This is a genomic window from Nocardiopsis sp. iso_237 (assembly GCF_056173345.1).
The window spans coordinates 3,898,117-3,912,592 of record NZ_CM149669.1; the positions used below are offsets into that span (position 1 = coordinate 3,898,117).

13 protein-coding genes are annotated in these 14,476 nt (G+C 72.2%); 3 read left to right on the forward strand and 10 right to left on the reverse strand.

What is annotated here, in order from left to right; all coding sequences use genetic code 11:
- Positions 1-63: 63 nt before the first annotated feature.
- The 6 genes from AC0VYM_RS17900 to AC0VYM_RS17925 all read right to left on the reverse strand — a co-directional run bounded on the left by AC0VYM_RS17900 (position 64) and on the right by AC0VYM_RS17925 (position 5,561).
- Entirely contained in the window at positions 64-387 is a 324-nt protein-coding gene (locus AC0VYM_RS17900) for a DUF3040 domain-containing protein (RefSeq protein ID WP_475453609.1), read from the reverse strand.
- Between the two features lie 181 nt (positions 388-568).
- Entirely contained in the window at positions 569-1,648 is a 1,080-nt protein-coding gene (locus AC0VYM_RS17905) for an ABC transporter ATP-binding protein (RefSeq protein ID WP_475453611.1), read from the reverse strand.
- Entirely contained in the window at positions 1,645-2,487 is an 843-nt protein-coding gene (locus tag AC0VYM_RS17910) for an ABC transporter permease (RefSeq protein WP_475453613.1), read from the reverse strand. Before AC0VYM_RS17910 ends, AC0VYM_RS17905 begins: the two co-directional genes overlap by 4 nt.
- Positions 2,484-3,329 (reverse strand): molybdate ABC transporter substrate-binding protein, encoded by an 846-nt coding sequence (gene modA / locus AC0VYM_RS17915; RefSeq protein WP_475453616.1) that lies wholly within the window; start codon positions 3,327-3,329, stop codon positions 2,484-2,486. Before modA ends, AC0VYM_RS17910 begins: the two co-directional genes overlap by 4 nt.
- A complete protein-coding gene (locus AC0VYM_RS17920; protein ID WP_475453618.1) occupies positions 3,322-3,723 on the reverse strand; it encodes a TOBE domain-containing protein in 402 nt (133 codons plus the stop codon). Before AC0VYM_RS17920 ends, modA begins: the two co-directional genes overlap by 8 nt.
- Before the next feature lie 200 nt (positions 3,724-3,923).
- Entirely contained in the window at positions 3,924-5,561 is a 1,638-nt protein-coding gene (locus AC0VYM_RS17925) for a glycoside hydrolase family 10-like protein (protein ID WP_475453620.1), read from the reverse strand.
- Positions 5,562-5,881: 320 nt separating this feature from the next.
- On the opposite strand from AC0VYM_RS17925, the gene AC0VYM_RS17930 reads away from it, so the two are divergent.
- Both AC0VYM_RS17930 and AC0VYM_RS17935 read left to right on the forward strand, forming a co-directional pair.
- Positions 5,882-7,198 carry an isochorismate synthase gene (locus AC0VYM_RS17930; RefSeq protein ID WP_475453622.1) on the forward strand — a complete coding sequence of 439 codons (1,317 nt, stop codon included), beginning with the start codon at positions 5,882-5,884 and terminating at the stop codon, positions 7,196-7,198.
- Between the two features lie 77 nt (positions 7,199-7,275).
- Positions 7,276-7,725, forward strand: a complete 450-nt coding sequence (locus AC0VYM_RS17935; protein ID WP_475453624.1) for a GNAT family N-acetyltransferase — start codon at positions 7,276-7,278, stop codon at positions 7,723-7,725.
- Positions 7,726-7,835: 110 nt separating this feature from the next.
- Here AC0VYM_RS17935 and AC0VYM_RS17940 read toward each other — a convergent pair whose 3' ends face one another.
- From AC0VYM_RS17940 to AC0VYM_RS17955, 4 genes are all read right to left on the reverse strand, one after another.
- Positions 7,836-9,854, reverse strand: coding sequence for a PhoX family protein (locus AC0VYM_RS17940; RefSeq protein ID WP_475453627.1), 2,019 nt, complete (start codon positions 9,852-9,854; stop codon positions 7,836-7,838).
- 344 nt (positions 9,855-10,198) lie between these two features.
- Positions 10,199-11,053 carry an ABC transporter ATP-binding protein gene (locus AC0VYM_RS17945; protein ID WP_475453628.1) on the reverse strand — a complete coding sequence of 285 codons (855 nt, stop codon included), beginning with the start codon at positions 11,051-11,053 and terminating at the stop codon, positions 10,199-10,201.
- Positions 11,050-12,147, reverse strand: a complete 1,098-nt coding sequence (locus AC0VYM_RS17950) for a FecCD family ABC transporter permease (protein WP_475453630.1) — start codon at positions 12,145-12,147, stop codon at positions 11,050-11,052. The genes AC0VYM_RS17945 and AC0VYM_RS17950 overlap by 4 nt, the downstream gene beginning before the upstream one ends.
- Positions 12,144-13,220, reverse strand: coding sequence for a FecCD family ABC transporter permease (locus AC0VYM_RS17955; protein WP_475453633.1), 1,077 nt, complete (start codon positions 13,218-13,220; stop codon positions 12,144-12,146). The genes AC0VYM_RS17950 and AC0VYM_RS17955 overlap by 4 nt, the downstream gene beginning before the upstream one ends.
- A gap of 193 nt (positions 13,221-13,413) precedes the next feature.
- Here AC0VYM_RS17955 and AC0VYM_RS17960 point away from each other — a divergent pair, with 193 nt between their 5' ends.
- Positions 13,414-14,445, forward strand: coding sequence for an ABC transporter substrate-binding protein (locus AC0VYM_RS17960; RefSeq protein WP_475453635.1), 1,032 nt, complete (start codon positions 13,414-13,416; stop codon positions 14,443-14,445).
- The last annotated feature ends 31 nt before the right edge of the window (positions 14,446-14,476 follow it).

A 14,476-nucleotide genomic window follows, 5' to 3' on the forward strand; every position in this document is an offset into this window, starting at 1 on the left:
GCGCGCGTGGCCCCGCTCGGAGCTTCTCCGGGCGGGGCCTTCGTCGTGGTGTGGCGCGGTGGGTCAGTCGGCGGGCGCGGGGACGCGGTCCGCCGTGCCGCCCTCCGGTGCCGGTTCGGTGCCCTGTGAGGTCTCGGCGGGGCGTGGTACGTCCGGCTGCGGGGCGCTCGGCGTGAGCACGAACAGCAGGACCAGCAGCCCGGCGGTGACCGCGGCGATCAGTCCGCAGGCGACCCAGGGCCGCCAACTTCGCAGACCGGGGTCGATGGGGGCGTCGGGATCATCGCTCCCGAAGGCCTCCAGGCGTCCGGCCAGTGCCGGAGCCTCCTCGCTGAGTTGTTTCTCTATTTCCGCGAGGATGCGTCGTTCGTGCTCTCGCAGGGACATGGAACCCTCCTCGGCCACTGAGGGAAGGACTGTCGTCACCGGATGTCCCTGAGTCTCCCCCGGGTGGGGTCCGGATATCCAAGGGTCCACCGTATTTTCGTACCGCTTTTTCACACTTGAGGACAGATGGGGCAGTTTGTTCCATGATGTGAGAACCGGGTTCCGTGCCAGGGCGGCCCGCTCAGTCCGGATAGCACTCCACCTCGGTGGCCTTGACCCCCGCCCAGACGGTGTCCCCCCGGGACAGTCCCAGCTCGGCCAGGGCGGCGGGGGTGATGTCCGCCGCCAGGGGCAGCGGCCCCGTCAGGTGCACGCGGACCTGGTCACCGAAGCGTTCGATCCCCTCCACCGCCAGCCTCCAGACGTTGCGCGTGCTGCCGTGGGGATGTTCCGGGTACAGCGCCACCGCGCGCGGCGGGAAGGCCACCAGGGCGGGGCCCTCGTGCGGTTCGCGCACCGCCACCCGGGCGACGCCGTCCTCGCCCGGCGCGGTCTCCAGGGTCACGGTCTCCCCCTCGCCGCGCCCCCGGAAGAGGTTGAGCCCCACCAGGCGGGCCACGTAGGAGGTACGCGGGCGCCGGGCCACCTCTGCCGGTTCGCCCCTCTGCACGACCCGGCCGGACTCGATCACGGCGATACGGTCGGCCAGCACCATGGCGTCCAGTGGATCGTGGGTGACCAGGACCGTCACGCCGTCGAAGTCCTCCAGCAGGTGGCGCAGCCTGGCCCGGACGTCGATCCGGGTGCTGGCGTCCAGGGCCGCCATCGGTTCGTCCAGCAGGAGCAGTCGCGGCCGGACCGCGAGGGCGCGGGCCAGCGCCACCCGCTGCGCCTGGCCGCCGGACAGCTGCCGGGGCCGCGCGTGGGCGTGGTCGGCCAGGTCCATGTGGTCCAGCAGTTCGGCGGCGCGGGACCGCGCCTCGGCCCTGCCCGCCCCCTGGCAGCGCGGTCCGAAGGCGACGTTGTCCAGCGCGCTCAGGTGCTCGAAGAGGAGGTAGTCCTGGAAGACCATGCCGATGGGCCGGTGCTCGACGGCGGTGGCGGTCTCGTCGGCGCCGTCCACGCGTACGTGCCCCCCGGAGAGCGGGACCAGCCCGGCCAGGGCGCGCAGGGCGGACGACTTGCCCGCCCCGTTGGGGCCGAGCAGGGCGACGATCTCCCCCGGCTGGGCGGTCAGGGCCACGTCCAGGGTGAAGTCGCCGCGCGTCAGGCGCAGCTCGGCGTCGAGTCCGTCGGCGGGGGTCGGGGCGGTGGGCCTCACGAGGCGTTCACCCACCTTTCGCGCAGGGTGGCCAGGACCACCAGGGACACCAGGAGCAGCACCAGGCTGAGCACGATGGCGGCCTCGGGGTCGCGCTGCATGGCCATGTACACGGCCAGCGGCATGGTCTGGGTGGTGCCGGGGAAGTTCCCGGCGAAGGTGATGGTCGCGCCGAACTCACCGAGGGCGCGCGCCCAGCAGAGCACGGCCCCCGCACCGATGCCGGGGAGGACCATCGGCAGGGTGACACGGGTGAAGACGGTGACGCGGTTGGCGCCCAGCGTGGCGGCGGCCTCCTCATAGCGCCGGTCAGCGCCGCGCAGCGCCCCCTCCACGCTGATCACGAGGAAGGGCATGGCCACGAAGACCTGCGCGATGACGACGGCGGCGGGCGTGAACGGCAGGGTGAGCCCGAACCAGGCGTCCAGGTACCGGCCCACCAGGCCGTTGCGCCCCAGGACCAGCAGCAGGGCCACGCCGCCCACCACGGGCGGGATCACCAGGGGCACGGTCACCAGGGCCCGGACGAACCGGCGTCCGGGGAACTCGGTGCGGGCCAGCAGCCACGCCAGGGGGACGCCGAGCAGGAGGGAGACGACGGTGGCCACCGTGGCGGTGGACAGCGACAGCCACAGGGCCGCGAGGACGGTGGGGTCGGTGACGCGGGCGCCCATGGTGGGCCAGGGCGCGCGGACCAGCATCCCGGCGAAGGGCAGGACGAGGAAGAGCACGCCCGCGACGGCCGGGACGACCAGGATCCAGGGGGTCCGCCCTGGCCTCGGGCGCCGGGTCCGTCCGCGCGGAGCGGGCCCGGGACGGCCGGGCGTCTCGGCGGTCACGGTGTGCCGAACCCCGCGTCCCGGAGGACTGCGGCGCCCTCGTCGGAGGTGACCGCCTCGACCCACGCGGTCGCGAGCGCGGGGTCGGCGGAGCTCGAGAGCACGCCGATCGGGTAGTCGTTCACGGCCTCCTCGGCCTCGGGGAACTCCAGCCCCTCGACCCGGTCCCCGGCGGAGATGACGTCCGTGGAGTAGACCAGACCCGCGTCCACCTCACCCAGTTCGACCTTGGTGAGGACGGCGCGGACGTCCTCCTCGTAGGTGACCGGGGTGACATCCAGGCCGGAGGCGTCCAGTGCGGCCGTGGTCGCGGCCCCGCAGGGCACCTCCTCGGCGCAGAAGGCCACCTGCACTCCGTCGTCCGCGAGGTCGGCCAGGGTCCCGATCCCGGCGGGGTTGTCCGGTGGCACGGCGATACGCAGGGTGTTGGTGACGAAGACCCGTCCGTCCTCGCCGTGCTCGGCCGCCCAGTCGGGGTCCAGTCCCTCGCCCTCCACCACCTGTTCCATGGTGGCGGTGTTGGCGGCCGCGAACACGTCGGCGGGCGCCCCGGAGTTGATCTGCTGGGCCAGCTCGCTGCTGCCCGCGAAGTTGAAGGTGACCTCGACGCCGGGATGCTGTTCCCGGAAGTCGTCGGCGATCTCGGTGAAGACGTCGGTGAGGGAGGCGGCGGCGAAGACGGTGAGCTCCCCGGAGAGGGAGTCCCCGGAGGTGTCGGCTCCGTCGCCGGAGGCGGTGCCCCCGGTGCCACAGGCGGTCAGCCCGACGCTGAGGGCCGCGACGGCGGCGAGCCCGACCACCCGGGGGCGGTGTCCGGTGCCGTGGGGGAAGCTGTCACGCATGTTGTTCTCCGGTGGTCTCGACGATGACGTTGGTGGACTTGACGACGGCCGTCGCGGCGCTCCCGACCTCCAGGCCGAGCTCGTCGGCGGCCTCGCGGCTCATCAGGGAGACCACCCGGTGCGGTCCGGCCTGGATCTCGACGCTGGCCATGACCTGGTCACGGAGCACGTGGGTGACCAGACCGCGGAACCGGTTGCGCGCGGAGGAGACACGGCGGCCCGGGTCCTCCTCGGCCCCGGCCCGCATGAACGCGGCGAGTTCGGCGCCGTCCAGGTGGCGTCGGCCGGAGGCGTCGCGGGTGGCGGCCAGGCGGCCGGAGTCCACCCATCGGCGCACGGTGTCGGCGCTGACGCCGAGCAGGTCGGCGGCCTCGCTGATCTGGAAGGTCGGCATGGGAAGAACCTACTACTCGCACTTACGAGGGGTTTACGTACTTCGACCTAGCAAATCATAACTTTGGAGTACGAAATTTGGCGAATGTGCCAGACGTGCCCCATGGGAGGCGGGCGGGGTCGGGCCGTGGACCCACGACACACGAGAACGGGCCCGCCCCCGTGTGGGGAGCGGGCCCGTCGGTCCTTCCGGGTCGGGCGTCAGCCGCGCACGTCGGCGATCTCGCTGACCGGCCCCTCGGCCCGGTAGTCGTCCAGCGCGGTGACCACGTACCCCGCGCCGTCGTCCAGCGGGGCGGTGTCGGTCAGCTCGGGCTCACCGGTCATGCCGACCAGGTTCTCCGGGGCGAGCGCGGCGCAGTAGGCCTCGTCGTCACCGGACTCCAGGGCCTGGGCCGCTTCGGCGGGCAGACGGTAGACCGCGTAGAAGCGGGCGTCGTCGATGGCCTGCCACTCCACCTCGACCCCACCGTCACCGGCCTCGGCCGAGACCTCGGTGGGAGCGCCGACCCGGGGGCCGTCGTCCTCGGGGGACTCGATCACCGGGGGCAGCGCGGGTTGGCCGTAGTGGGTCTCCTTCAGGTGGTCCACCGCGTCCGGGTTGTCGCGCATGCTCTTGATGGAGAAGTAGATGTCACCGGCGACACCGTCGAGCCCACCCGAGTAGTCGAGCTGGGTGCTCAGCGCGTCGTCGTCGGTCCAGCCGCTCTCCCCCAGCCGGTAGGCGCCCTGACCCACGTAGAGGTCCACGTCGGTGCCCTCGACCTCGTCGGCCCACCAGTCGGTCATGGCCTCGTAGTCGGCGGTGGAGAAGCCCCGCTCCCAGTACAGCTGGGGCGCGACGTAGTCCACGGTCCCCTCCTGGATCCAGGTGCGGGTGTCCGCGTACTGCGCGTCGTAGGACTGCAGGCCCGAGCTGGGCGAACCGGTCGGGTCGGTGCTGTCGTTGCGCCAGATGCCGAACGGGGAGACGCCGAAGCTCACCCACGGCTTGGTCTCCTGGATCTGACCGTGCACGTCACGCATGAGCTGGTTGACGTTGTCGCGCCGCCAGTCGCCCCGGTCGTCGAAGTCTCCCCCGTACTCCTCCCAGGTGGCGTCGTCGTCGAAGGTCGCGCCCTCCTGCGGGTACGGGTAGAAGAAGTCGTCGAAGTGCATGCCGTCGACGTCGTAGCGCTCGACGACGTCCATGATGACGGAGGTGACCCACTCGCGGACCTCGGGGTTGCCCGGGTCCACGTAGGCCTCCTTGCCGAAGTCCACCAGCCAGTCGGGGTTCTGCTTGACGGGGTGGTCCTCGGTGAGGTTCTCGACGTCGGGGTCCTGGAGTCCGACCCGGTACGGGTTGAACCAGGCGTGCAGCTCCAGGCCGCGCTTGTGCGCCTCCTCCACCGCGTACTCCAGCGGGTCGTAGCCCGGGTCGCCGCCCTGCTCGCCGGTGAGGTAGCGGGCCCACGGCTCCAGCTCGGAGTCGTACACGGCGTCGGCGGTGGGCCGGGCGTGCAGGAACACGGCGTTGAGGCCCATGTCGACGGACTCGTCGAGCCACTCGTCGAGTTCGGCCTTCTGCTCGTCGGCGGACAGGCCCGGCTCGGACGGCCAGTCGATGTTGCGGACGGTGGTGAGCCAGGCGCCGCGCATCTGACGCTTGTCGCCGTCGGTCCCGCACTGGGCGGGCGCGGCGATGCCCTCGCCACCGGGGACGGCGGCCTCGGCCCCCGCCTCGGGGCCGCTCTCCTGCGCGGAGCACCCCGCCAACAGCACCGTGGCCGCCGCGGCGGCCGCCGCCCATCGCACTCCGGCGCGCGGCGTACCCACGTCCCGTGCCTTCGAACGCATCAACAACAGATCTCCTTCGGGAGGTCCGCGTGTCGCCGTCCGCTCGGCGCCACGCCGCGAACCACAGTAGAGCAAGATGTCAATTTTCGGACACGATTCGGCCATTGTGTGGATAACGTCGCACACGGTGCTCAACGGGAATCTTTTGCCAGGTCAACGAAGCACCGCCGTGGAGGCGCCTCCCGGCTGGCCACACCCCCGTCCGGGCAAAGTTCTCCCCCGCGGCCGGGTTCGCTCCAGGGTGCGGGCGCGCGACGAAACGCCCTGACGGGGCCGACCCAGGACACAACGTCCCAGGCCAGGTCCTAGAATCGAGTCCCGTGAACGCCGTGCCGCACCCCCAGAAGCCGAGCCATCCGAACCCCGACGCCAGGAAGCTGTTCGTCCGCACCGTCGCCCTGCGTGACCGCGCCGACAGCAGTCTGGTCCGGCGTCTTCCCGCCGGAGTGCCGCTCGCCTGGCTGACCGGCGACGACGGCATCGTGGGCTGGGGCGAGGCCGCCCGGTGGGAGTGCGCCCCGCTGCCGGAGGGCACCGCGCCCACCGACACCACCCGGTTCGACGGGGCGGCACGCTGGTTCGACGCCCTGCTGGAGCGGGCCGAGGTCGAGGACGAGGTGGACCTGCCCGGCACGGGACTGGTCACCTTCGGCACGTTCACGTTCGCGCCCACCTCGGCCGGTTCGACGCTGATCGTGCCGCGCGTGGTCGTGGGCCGTCGCGGCGGACGCACCTGGTTGACCACCGTCACCGACGAGCGCGGCACCCATCCCGAGGAACTGCTGAGGCCCAACTCCGTGCCGCGCCCCGTGGGCCCCGTGCGGTGGCGCCCCGGGTCGCTGACCCGCGAGGAGTGGATGGACGCGGTGGCCGGAACGGTCGAGCGCATCCGCGCCGGCCAGCTGGAGAAGGCCGTGCTGGCCCGGGACTCCTTCGCCGACGCCGACGCCCCCGTCGACGTGCGCGTGCTGTTGGAGAGGCTGCGCGTCCGCTTCCCCGCCTGCTTCACCTTCTCCGTCGGCGGCATGGTCGGCGCCACCCCCGAGCTCCTGCTGCGCCGTGAGGGCGACCAGCTCACCTCCCTGGTCCTGGCCGGGACCCGCCCCCGGGGCGTGGACGCCGAGGACGACCACCGCCTGGGCCAGGAGATGCTGACCTCCGCCAAGGACGTCGAGGAGCACGGGCTGGCCGTGGACTCCCTGCGCACCGCCCTGGAACCGCTCTCCGAGGAGCTGGTGGTCCCCGCCTGGCCGCACCTGCTCAAGCTCGCCAACGTGCAGCACCTGGCCACCCGCGCCCACGCCCGCCTCTCCGCCGGGGTGTCCGCCCTGGACGCGGTGGCGGCCCTGCACCCCACGGCGGCCGTGGGCGGCACCCCCACCGCGACGGCGATGCGCCTCATCGCGGAGGTGGAGGGCATGGACCGGGGCGGGTACGCCGGGCCGGTGGGCTGGTTGGACGGCGCGGGCAACTCCGAGTGGGGCATCGCGCTGCGCTGCGCCCACGTGGACGGCGCCCACGCCCGCCTGTACGCGGGCGGTGGGATCGTGGCCGGTTCGGACCCGGCCTCGGAGGTGGCCGAGGCCGAGTCGAAGTTCCGGGTGATGCGCGAGGCCCTGACCGACCCCGAGGCCTGAGGACCCGGCCCCCACCAGGTGAGAGGGCACGGCCAGCGCTTCACACGGCGGAAACACGCGCGGGGCAGGCTCGCGGTATGAACGTCACACTGGTCCCCTGGGACGATCCCGACGCCGTCGCCCTCCGCCTCGGCCAGCGGCGGGAGATCGCCGCCCGCTACGCCACCCCGGACTCCGAACCGGGCACCCCGCCCTCCGCCGACGACATCGCGGTGTTCGCGCTGGTGCGCGACGACGACGGCACCGCCGTGGGCTGCGGCGGCCTGCGGGACCTGGGCGACGGGCTCGGCGAGGTCAAGCGCATGTTCGTGCGGCCGGAGAACCGGGGCTCGGGCGTGGCCGGGGCGCTGCTGCGCACCCTGGAGGACTGGGCCCGTGAGCGGGGATGGACGTCCCTGCGCCTGGAGACCGGCGACCGCCAGCCGGACGCCGTGCGCTTCTACACGAAGGCGGGTTACGGCCCCATCGCCGCCTTCGGCGCCTACGCCGACGCGCCCGGCTCACTGTGCTTCGAACGGGTCCTCTGAGACAGCGTCACGAGGAACCGGCCCCGGTTCCTCCCCCACGACGGAGGGAACCGGGGCCGGTGGTCCGCTCCGGGCCGACGCGGCCCGGTCGCACCCGCTGGGTGCGGTGATCAGCTGCCGATGTCGCGGCCGCCCTTGTGCCAGGCGCACACCACGGACGGGCGGGGGAAGTCCCCGTCCGGCCAGACGCTGGTCGGCTGCTCGACCGAGCCGTTCTCGCCCGGGTGCTGCGGCGCGAGGAAGACGGTCTTCTGGTCCTCGGTGATCAGCGGGCCGCAGGTCTCGGCCTCGACCGGGACGGTGGCGAAGGTCCGCAGTTCACCGCGGAAGCGGCCCTCGACCGGGACCACGTGCAGGGCGTCGTTGATGCCCAGGGTCCCCGGCTGGCCGTCGGTGGAGATCCACAGGTTGCCGTGCTTGTCGAAGGCCACGTTGTCGGGCGCCGAGATCGGCATGACCTTGGACTTGTCGAACCCGGCGAAGTAGGTGGACTCGTCCTCGGGGTCACCGCAGACGATCGGCACGATCCAGGTGAACGTGGTGGCCGCGGAGTCCGAACCGTCCTCGATGATCTCCAGGACGTGCCCGAACTTGTTGGGGCCGCGCGGGTTGGGCTCGTCGGCCTGGCCGGGCTCTCGGGCGCTGTTGTTGGTCAGTGCGCAGTAGACCTTGCCGGTCACCGGGCTGGGCTCGAAGTCCTCGGGGCGGTCCATCTTGGTGGGGCCGACCCGGTCGGCGGCCAGGCGGGTGTGGATCAGCACCTCCGCCACGGAGAAGCCCTCCACGAAGCTCTCGGTGTCGGTGCACAGCGGAATCCACTCGCCGGTGCCGTCGAACTCGCCGTCGGAGGGCAGCGCGCCGGTGCCGTCGATCTCCTCGGAGGGGCTGTTGCCCTCCAGGCGGGCCACGTAGAGCGTGCCGGAGTCCAGCAGCGTCATGTTGTGCCTACGGGAGCCCTCGACGTACTTCTTGGCGCTGACGAACTTGTAGATGTAGTCGAAGCGCTCGTCGTCACCCATGTACGCGGCGACACGGCCGTCCTCGGTCAGGTTGACGTTGGCGCCCTCGTGCTTGAAGCGGCCCAGCATGGTGCGCTTGGCCGGGGTGGAGTCGGGGTCGTGCGGGTCGATCTCCACGATGTAGCCGAAGCGGTGCGCCTCGTTGGGGTGCTTGGAGAGGTCGAAGCGCTCGTCCACGCGGTCCCAGCGACGGCCGCCGCGGCTGGTGGAGAACCCGTAGCGGGCGTAGGGCGCGGTGTCGGGAGCGGAGACGAAGTACTGGTTGTAGTTCTCCTCACCGCTGAGGATGGTGCCCCAGGGGGTGGTACCGCCCGCGCAGTTGTTGAGCATGCCCATGACCCGTGTGCCCTCGGGGTCGGCCTCCGTACGCAGCAGTTCGTCCCCGGCGGCGGGGCCGGTGAGCCGGAACTCCGTGCCGAGGTGGACGCGCCGGTTGAAGGGACGGTCACCGTCGGCGAGCACCCACTGGCCCGTGTCGTCCACCCGGTCCAGTTCCACCACGGAACCGCCGTGCGCGGCCATCGCCACGCGGATCCACTCGGGGTCGGCGTCCGCCCCGTCGGAGTACCCGCGGAACATCAGTTCCTCGTTGGTGTACTCGTGGTTGACCCACAGCAGGCCGCTGTCGTCGTCCAGCGGAAGGAAGCCGACGTAGTCGCAGTTGTAGCCGAACTGCTTCGCCTGGGCCTCGGCGGTCTGGTCGTCGAAGTCGAACTCGGGGGCGTCGGGCAGGACGGGGTCGCCCCAGCGCACGATCACGTGGTGGTCGTAGCCCTCGGGGACGGTGACCGCGTCGAGGTTGTTCGGTTGGACGCTCTTGAAGGTGGGGCGGGGCGAAGGGTGCGGGCGGTTGGGGCCTCTGTCCGCCGTGGCCGGGCTCAGGGCGGCCAGGCCGAGGGCGCCGGCTCCGGCGCCGACCGCCGCCCCCCTGAGCGCGGTGCGCCGGGAGAGCACACCCTGGAAGATGTCACCGAAGTACGCGTTGTCGCTCTTGTTGGGAGCGGGGTGGAAGCAGGCGTTCCCGCACCGGTACTCGCAGGTCTTGGGGGAACGGCCTCCTCCGACTCCTAGCAGGGGCAGGAGTCGGCGGCGGGGCGCGGATGGGGTCACACGTTCTCCTCGGGGATCGTGACCGCTCACGCGCCCCGTCGGGCTGCGGGGCTCCGCTCAGGGGCGCGACAGCGATCGTGCAGGAGGTCCTGCCTGGTCGCTCACGACCTTGGCCGAGTTTTCACACGCGATGGTGAAACCCGGGTGAACGCATCGACAACTCCCCAGGCACGCCCGGGGGCATCACCCTGCAAAGTCGTACGAACACGCACCGTCGGACCACTTGTGGTGATCCTCGCCTACCCGCTCCATCTCGTCCAGATGCCTCGCCCGGGGGCGTGGGTGTCTTCTACCGGTCTGACCACATGTGTCATGCCACTTGTGTCACGGAGGTCTCCCCGGAGTCAGTGTCCGGCGCGGCCCACGGGGACCACGAGCGGACCTCCGGAGACCGGATCCTCGGTGACGACGGCCTCCAGGTCGAAGGCCTCGCGCAGCAGTTCCGGGGTGAGCACCTCGGCGGGCGTACCGCTGGCCACCACCCTGCCGTCGCGCATGGTGATGAGGGTGTCCGCGTAGCGGGCGGCGAGGTTGAGGTCGTGCAGGACCATCACGATGGTGCTCCCGCCCTGCCGGTGCAGGTCGCGGACGAGGTCCAGGACGTCCACCTGGTGGACCAGGTCCAGGAACGTGGTGGGCTCGTCCAACAGCAGCAGGTCCGTGCCCTGGGCCAGGACCATCGAGATCCACGCCCGCTGGCGCTGGCCGCCGGACAGCTCCTGGAGCGGGGTGTCCGCCAGCTCCAGCAGGCCGGTCCGCTCCAGGGCTGCGGACACCGCCCGGTGGTCGTCGCCCGACCACTGCCGGTACCACGTCTGGGACGGGTGGCGGCCGCGCGCGACCAGGTCCGCGACGGTGAGGCCGTCGGGGGCGGTCGGTTGCTGCGGCAGGACCCCCAGCACCCGCGCCACCTCCCGCGTGGGCACCCGGTGGATGTCCCGGCCGTCGAGCTCCACCACACCGGCGCGCGGGCGCATGAGGCGGCCCAGGGCCCGCAGCATGGTGGACTTCCCGCACCCGTTGGGTCCGATGACGCAGGTGACGGTGCCCTCGACGATGTCGGCGTCCAGGCCGTCGACGATGGTGCGTTCGTCGTAGGCCAGGGTGAGGCCGCGGGCGCTCAGCCGGGCCCGGGACGCCTCGACCGTGGCCGGAGCCGTGTCCGGGAGCGGGCTCGGGTGGGTCTGTTCGGTGGTCACGCCTGGACCTTTCGGTTGCCGCGGACGAGCAGGTACACGAGGTAGAGGGCGCCCAGGCAGCCGGTGACGATGCCGACCGGGAGCTGGACGGTGCCGAAGAGGTTACGGGCCACCAGGTCGGCACCGGCCACCAGGGCGGCCCCGACCAGGGCCGAGAGCAGGACGGGAGGGCGTGGCGAGCGGCCCAGTCTGAGGGCGATCTGCGGGGCGGCCAGCGACACGAAGAGGATGGGTCCGGCCGCCGAGGTGCCGAACGCCGCGAGCAGCACGGCCAGGACGAGCATGCCGGTGCGGGCGGCCTCCACGCGCACGCCGAGGCCCCGGGTGACGTCGTCGTCGAAGGAGAGGGCGTCGAGTGTGCGCGCACCGACCAGGGCCAGCGGCAGCAGGACGGCGAGGGCGACCGCCACCGGAAGGGCGTGGGCCCAGGTGCGCATGGACAGGCTGCCCGCGATCCAGACCATGGCCCGGCCGCTGTCGTTGACCTCTCCGAGGGTGAGCATCCAGAGGGTGACGTTCATCAGGACGGTGGACACGCCCACGCCCACCAGGAGGAGGCGGAAGCCGTCGATACCGCCGCGCCAGGCCAGCCCGTAGCAGAGAGCTCCGGCCGCCAGTCCTCCGATCAGCGCGAGCGCGGGGACCCCGATCTGGGCGAGCGGGCCGCTGACGATCCCGTAGCTGCCGCCGAAGGCCATCACCGCGACCACGCCCGCGCTGGCACCGTGGGTGACCCCGAGCAGGTCGGGGCTGGCCAGCGGGTTGCGCATGATCGCCTGGGTGATGGCACCGGCGGCGGCCAGCGCGGCGCCCGCGAGCAGACCGACCACCACGCGCGGCATCCGCACGCGCCAGATGGTGAAGTACTCGTCATAGCTGGTGCCGACGACGTTGGCCCACACCTGGCCCGGGGCGACGAAGACGTCCCCGACGGAGAGGTTGAGCCCGGTCAGGGCCAGGGCCACCACAGAGGTGAGCGCCGCGACGGCGACCAGGCGCGGGCGGAGCGGGATCGCGACCGGGCCGAGGCTGATCGCCCGGGCCCGGCGCGCCAGGGGATCGCGCGGGGGCGGGGAGTCGAGGGTGGCGGTCACAGGGCGAACAACCTCCGGCGGCGGACGACGTGGATGAAGAAGGGGGCGCCGACCAGGGCGAGGACCACCCCGACCTGGAGTTCGCCCGGCGGGGCGAGGAACCGGCCGAGGATGTCGGCGGAGAGCAGGAGGACCGCGCCCATGAGGGCCGAGTAGGGGATCAGCCACCGGTAGTCGGCTCCGACGATCCCCCGCGCCAGGTGCGGGACGATGAGCCCGACGAAGGCGATGGGCCCGCAGGCCGCGACGGTGATTCCGGTCAGGAGGGTGATGGCGGCCAGGCCGACGAGGCGGGCCCGGCCGACCCGGAACCCCAGGGCGCGGGCGGTGTCCTCGCCCAGGGCCAGGGCGTTCAGGGCGCGGGCGTTGGCCAGGGCGAGCACGGCGCCGACGAGGACGACGGGGATCATCTGGGGGATGATCGACGGGTCGCGGCCGGAGAGGGAGCCGACCCGCCAGAACCGGAAGTTCTCCATGGTGGACTGGTCGAGCAGGACCAGCCCGGAGGCGACCGAGTAGGCCATCCAGCTGATGGCGGTCCCGGCGAGCGCCAGGGTGACGGGGGTGGGCCCGCGCCCGGGGACCGAGGCCACCGCGTACACCAGGACCACGGCGGCGCCCGCCCCGGCGAAGGCGAACCAGGCCTGGGTGTGCAGGGCGGTGACGCCGAAGAAGTGGATGCCCGCCACGACGGCGAGGGCGGCGCCGAAGGTCACCCCGAGGATGCTGGGGTCGCCCAGGGGGTTGCGGGTGTGGCCCTGCATGAGGGCGCCGCCCAGGCCGAGGCTGATTCCGGCCAGGAGGCCGAGCACGGTGCGGGGCAGGCGGATCTCGTTGACGATCGTGTCGGCCTCGGGCCCCGCACCGGTGGTCAGGGCCTGCCAGACGGTGACGGGGTCGAGGGTGCGGGCGCCCACGAGCACACTGGCGGCGAGGGCGGCGGCGAGCAGCAGGGTGAGCAGTCCCAGACCGGCCAGGCGGCGTGATCTCCGGGCGTCGACGGCGGAGCGCGCCGACTCCCGGGGGCGTGGTGCTCCGTCCGCTTCCTGGGTCGGGCCTGTGCTCCGGCTCACCCGGTCTCCCCTCAGACAAAAGGCCAGGCAGACCTAAGTTAGGTTTGCCTAGCCACACTTGGATGATCTAAGTTTGCCACGGTTCACACCAGAGAGTCACCCCGTCCGACCGTTCGTCAAGTTCTGGCAGCTCGTCGCGCAACCTCGACGGAGCGGCGCCGGGACCGCCCACACCCCTCCGGGAGCCCCCACCATGAACCACCACCTCCTCCCCCGCCGCTCGGGGATGGCCGCTCTGGCGGCGGTCTCCTCACTGGCACTGCTCACCGCCTGCGGCGCGGCCGGTCCCGGAGAGGACGCCGACGGAGGTGACGGCTCCGGTGACGGCGGGACCGCCGAGGGATTCCCGCTCACGGTCGACCACGCCCTGGGCTCCACCGAGATCCCCGCCGCCCCGGAGCGGGTACTGCCACTGGACTCCACGTACGTGGACGCCACCCTCGCCCTGGGCGGGAACGTGGTGGGCTACACCCAGATCGCGGAGAACCAGGACGGGCTGCCCGAGTACCTGGTCGAGAGCGACTGGAACACCGGCGGGGCGGACGGGGCCGAGTCGGTCGGCCTGCTCTGGGAGATGAGCCCCGAGTTGGTCGCGCAGACCCGGCCCGACCTGATCCTGTCCGCCGAGGTCCGCCACGGCGACGCCTACGACCAGCTCACCGAGGTCGCTCCCACCGTCATGTCCGAGGACACCGGGGTCTCCTGGAAGGACAACCTGCGTCTGACCGGTGAGGCCATGGGCCAGGCCGAGGAGGCCGAGCGCCTGATCACCGAGTTCGAGGACCGCGCGGCCGCCATCGGTGAGGAGATCACCGAGGCCCACGACGGAGGGGCTCCCACGGTGTCCGTGGTCCGCTTCGCCGGGGACGCCGAGGGCGTGCGGCTGTACACGCGCAACTCCTACATCGGGGTGATCCTGGACGACCTGGGTCTGCCCGCCAGCGAGCACACCGAGACCGACTCCGAGGAGATCGCGACCTATCACAGCCCCGAGCGCCTGCTCGACCTGGAGGCCGACCGGATCCTGGTGGCCACCTACGACGACGGCGCGGGCGAGGTGGACGAGTCCAAGGACGACTACGTCACCAACCCCCTCTGGGACCAGCTGGAGGGCGAGAAGACCGACGTGGACGACGACTACTGGATGTCCGGCGTGGGCCTGATCTCCGCGCACGCGGTCCTCGACGACGTGGCCGAGGTCTTCGACGTCGACCCGCGGCACTGACCATCCCCCGTGGGGCCCGGGCTCCGGGCCC

Bases quoted from the DNA above. Each gene is read 5' to 3' on its own strand.
- AC0VYM_RS17920 (WP_475453618.1), bottom strand. From the start codon at position 3,723: ATGCCGACCTTCCAGATCAGCGAGGCCGCCGACCTGCTCGGCGTCAGC.
- AC0VYM_RS17925 (WP_475453620.1), bottom strand. From the start codon at position 5,561: ATGCGTTCGAAGGCACGGGACGTGGGTACGCCGCGCGCCGGAGTGCGA.
- modA (WP_475453616.1), bottom strand. From the start codon at position 3,329: ATGCGTGACAGCTTCCCCCACGGCACCGGACACCGCCCCCGGGTGGTC.
- AC0VYM_RS17900 (WP_475453609.1), bottom strand. From the start codon at position 387: ATGTCCCTGCGAGAGCACGAACGACGCATCCTCGCGGAAATAGAGAAA.
- AC0VYM_RS17960 (WP_475453635.1), top strand. From the start codon at position 13,414: ATGAACCACCACCTCCTCCCCCGCCGCTCGGGGATGGCCGCTCTGGCG.
- AC0VYM_RS17935 (WP_475453624.1), top strand. From the start codon at position 7,276: ATGAACGTCACACTGGTCCCCTGGGACGATCCCGACGCCGTCGCCCTC.